Raw genomic sequence first — 3,316 nt, forward strand, 5'->3', positions numbered from 1 at the left:
TGGGGTAAGGGAACAACGACAGGCAGTAGAAAGTCTCCTTGCCTGGCTGTTCACTGACTTCAAAGGACTTTTGCTCATCCCAGAACGACTGGGCGGCGGCTTCAATTTCACGGGGCTGATATTGTTCGTGCATGGCTACTTTTGTACTGGATAGGGGTGGCCTAATCCTCTTCAACGCAGGTTCCGGGGTTGGCCCGGACGAGCTGGAAGTGGAATTACAGGAAGCGCCGTAGCATACATGACCGCGCTTGGCCTAGGGAAACCCTGATTACAGCTACATGTCCCGCAATACTTGCGTCGGGGCCGTTGGTCGCGGCGTACAGCCGGTTTGTGCAGCGAAGCTAAGCTCTAACTGGGGAGTGAGTCTTATCTTCAATGAGGTGAGGGATGGTGGAGCAACGGCAAAAAAACGTGAATAAACCCGAGTTGTACGAGAGGTTGATCGACCGTCTGGGTATGGCCCTGGACGCAGTAAAAACCGCTGACCGGCTGCGCGACGAGCGCCCCCTGGAACTGGAATTGCGTGGCTTGAGCCCCGCTGAGTTCAAACTGGTCAAGGCCTATCTGGATCGCAGTGAGCGTGAAACGCACGGCTGCCTGTCACAAGCAGTGAAGCAGCTCGATGCAGCACATTCGGCCAAGGTCATCTGGCTCAAGGACAAGGCGCCCGGCAGAGACACCGTCAAAGTACGGGCTATGCAGGCCAAGTAAGCGCATGGCAGGTCAAGAAACGGATCTTTTTCAACGGGATCCCACCTACTGGTTGTAACGCGTTATTAACACTCTTAGGCTTCGGGCATCTTTGGAGATGCCCGATGCCCTTTCGCTATTTCATCAAACAACTTCTATTGCCGCCCGGCATTCTTTTGCTGCTGTTGCTGGCTGCGTGGTGGCTGCGCCGCTCGCGACCGCGATTGGCTGGATTGTGTTTTGCCATTGGTTTTGGCGGGTTCTGGCTGATGAGCCTGCCGGTGGTTGTGCAATGGGGCGCCAAGGCGCTGGAGCGTGAGCCGCCGCTGGCGCGTGAGGAATGGGCGACGCTGGCGCAACGGGCTGACGCGATTGTGGTGTTGGGCTCCGGACGTGAGCGTGGCGATCTGGCCTGGGGTGAAGACCAGCCGACCGGCGTCGGGCTTGAACGTCAGCGTTATGCGGCGCGCCTGGCCAAGGCCTCGGGCTTGCCGATTTTGACTTCGGGCGGCCTGCATTACGGCACGCCGCCGACCGAGGCGAAGTTGATGGCTGATTCACTGCGTGATGACTTCGGCGTGACCGTGCGTTGGCAGGAAGGGGAAAGCCGTACGACGTGGGAGAACGCCAAATTCAGCGCCGACATTCTATTGCCGCAAGGGATCAAGCGCGTGGTCGTGGTGACGCAGGCGTGGCACATGCCGCGCTCGGTATGGAGTTTTGAACAGGCAGGATTTGAAGTGGTGCCGGCGCCGGTGGGCTTTTTGGGCACTGATAACGCGAGACCGTTTGGTGGCTGGTTGCCGGAATTCAAATCGATCTGGCAGAGCGGGCAGTTGCTGAATGAAGCGGTGGGGCAGGTGGGGTATTCGCTGTTTTACCGCTGAAGATCAAAAGATCGCAGCCTGCGGCAGCTCCTACATGGGATTTGTGTTTTTCCCTGTAGGAGCTGCCGAAGGCTGCGATCTTTAGCTTTAAAGGGTTTTTGAGATTCGGCTAGCCATCAGTGCCCAGCCAAACAGCAGCAAACACAAAATCATCAGCGGCCACGAGCGGTATTGCAGATACGGCGTCAGGTTGTGCATCGGCACCACTTCGCCGTACAGCACACCCTGTTCAAACTGCGGAATCTGCTCGGTGATCTGCCCGAACGGGTTGATCAAACCGGTCACGCCATTGTTGGTCGCGCGGATCATCCAGCGACCCGCTTCCAGTGCGCGCATCTGCGCCATCTGCAGATGCTGCAGCGGGCCGATCGAGGTGCCGAACCAGGTGTCGTTGCTGATCGTCAGCAGCAAATCACTGCGCGCCGACAGGCCGGCAGCGAAGTCCGGGTACACCACTTCGTAGCAGATGAACGGCGCAATCTGATAACCCTTGGCTTGCAGTAACGCCTGATCGGCCGGGCCACGGGCAAAGTCGGACATCGGCAAATCAAAGAACGCGATCAAGCCACGCAGGACGTCCTGCAACGGCACATATTCGCCAAACGGCACCAGTTTCTGCTTCAGGTAAGTACCGTCACCTTCGCCGACCACAGTGATGCCGTTGAAGAAGCGTTTTTCGTGACGAACCATTTCGCGGATCGGCACGCCGGTAATCAATGCGGATTTACGCTCGGCGGCGAAGTTGCCCATCATGCTCAGGTAGCCTTCGGCAGATTCCTTGAGCACCGGCACAGCGGTTTCCGGCCAGATCAGCAGATCCACCGGTTTCGAGCGGAAACTCAGATCACGGTACAACGCCAACTGTGCGTTGAGCTCGGCCGGATCCCATTTCATGCTTTGCGCGACGTTGCCCTGAATCGCAGCAACGCTCAAAGGCGCGCCCGACGGACTCGTCCAGGCATGACCCTTAAGCGCGAAACCCGCCACCCAAGGCCCGACCAACAGCACCAGACCGGCGACAACAAAAGCTTTGCGGCGGCTTTGCAGCAAACGCGGCGCGTTGTAGATCAGCGCAGCAGTCAGTGCCAGTACGAACCCCACCAGCCACATGCCACCGACCGGCGCGAGCCCCGCTAGCGGGCCGTCGAGCTGGCTGTAACCCGAGTACAACCACGGGAAACCAGTCAGGAACCAGCCACGAAACATTTCCTGACCAACCCACAGCGCAGCAAACGCGAGGGCATCGGCCAGCGGCGCTTCGTTGCGACGCAACCAGCGTGCCCAAATCCAGGCGGGCAGGGCGAAGAACCAGGCAATCGCGGCGGTAAACAGCAGCATCAGGAACCCGGCCAGCAGCACCGAAGCGCCGCCGAAATGGTGGATGCTGTAATAGATCCAACTGGTGCCGGCGCCGAACAGGCCGAAACCGAAGCACCAGCCACGGCCCAGCGCCTGACGCGGGCTTAGCTCGCGCAGACCGGCGTAGAACAAGCCGACTGCGAGCAGTGCCAGCGGCCAGATGTTGAAAGGCGCCAGAGCGAAGGTGGTGATTGCACCGGCCGCCACGGCCAGCAGGTTACCGGGCCAGCCGGGGCGGGTTGTCCAGCGCATTTCAATCCTTAGAGGTATTACCGGGCGATTGGCGTGAGTCGCAGCAAATGAATCCGACGGCTGTCGGCGTTCAGGATGCGGAAACGATAGGCGCCGATTTCAGTGATTTCGTTGCGTTTTGGCAAGTG

At 59.2% G+C, this 3,316-nt stretch carries 4 protein-coding genes and 1 pseudogene; 2 read left to right on the forward strand and 3 right to left on the reverse strand.

Annotated features, from left to right (window positions below):
• On the reverse strand, positions 1–133 hold a 133-nt coding region (locus ACIP1X_RS28295), incomplete at its 3' end, for a hypothetical protein (RefSeq protein WP_400755911.1).
• A 254-nt stretch (positions 134–387) separates the two neighbouring features.
• Here ACIP1X_RS28295 and ACIP1X_RS28300 point away from each other — a divergent pair.
• Together ACIP1X_RS28300 and ACIP1X_RS28305 are read left to right on the forward strand one after the other, a co-directional pair.
• Positions 388–711 carry a hypothetical protein gene (locus ACIP1X_RS28300; RefSeq protein WP_053124151.1) on the forward strand — a complete coding sequence of 108 codons (324 nt, stop codon included), beginning with the start codon at positions 388–390 and terminating at the stop codon, positions 709–711.
• A gap of 104 nt (positions 712–815) precedes the next feature.
• A complete protein-coding gene (locus tag ACIP1X_RS28305) occupies positions 816–1,577 on the forward strand; it encodes a YdcF family protein (protein ID WP_212545747.1) in 762 nt (253 codons plus the stop codon).
• Positions 1,578–1,664: 87 nt separating this feature from the next.
• Here the strand turns inward: ACIP1X_RS28305 and lnt are convergent, their stop codons facing one another.
• Positions 1,665–3,188 carry an apolipoprotein N-acyltransferase gene (gene lnt / locus ACIP1X_RS28310; protein ID WP_212545748.1) on the reverse strand — a complete coding sequence of 508 codons (1,524 nt, stop codon included), beginning with the start codon at positions 3,186–3,188 and terminating at the stop codon, positions 1,665–1,667.
• A 17-nt stretch (positions 3,189–3,205) separates the two neighbouring features.
• Positions 3,206–3,316: pseudogene (locus ACIP1X_RS28315) on the reverse strand (magnesium/cobalt efflux protein); the annotation flags it as partial.

The organism is Pseudomonas sp. NPDC088885 (assembly GCF_044750025.1).
GTDB classification, from domain to species: domain Bacteria; phylum Pseudomonadota; class Gammaproteobacteria; order Pseudomonadales; family Pseudomonadaceae; genus Aquipseudomonas; species Aquipseudomonas rustica.

What these genes read in the sequence shown, in the direction of transcription:
- ACIP1X_RS28300 (WP_053124151.1), top strand. Translation starts at nt 388, where the DNA reads ATGGTGGAGCAACGGCAAAAAAACGTGAATAAACCCGAGTTGTACGAG.
- ACIP1X_RS28305 (WP_212545747.1), top strand. Translation starts at nt 816, where the DNA reads ATGCCCTTTCGCTATTTCATCAAACAACTTCTATTGCCGCCCGGCATT.
- lnt (WP_212545748.1), bottom strand. Translation starts at nt 3,188, where the DNA reads ATGCGCTGGACAACCCGCCCCGGCTGGCCCGGTAACCTGCTGGCCGTG.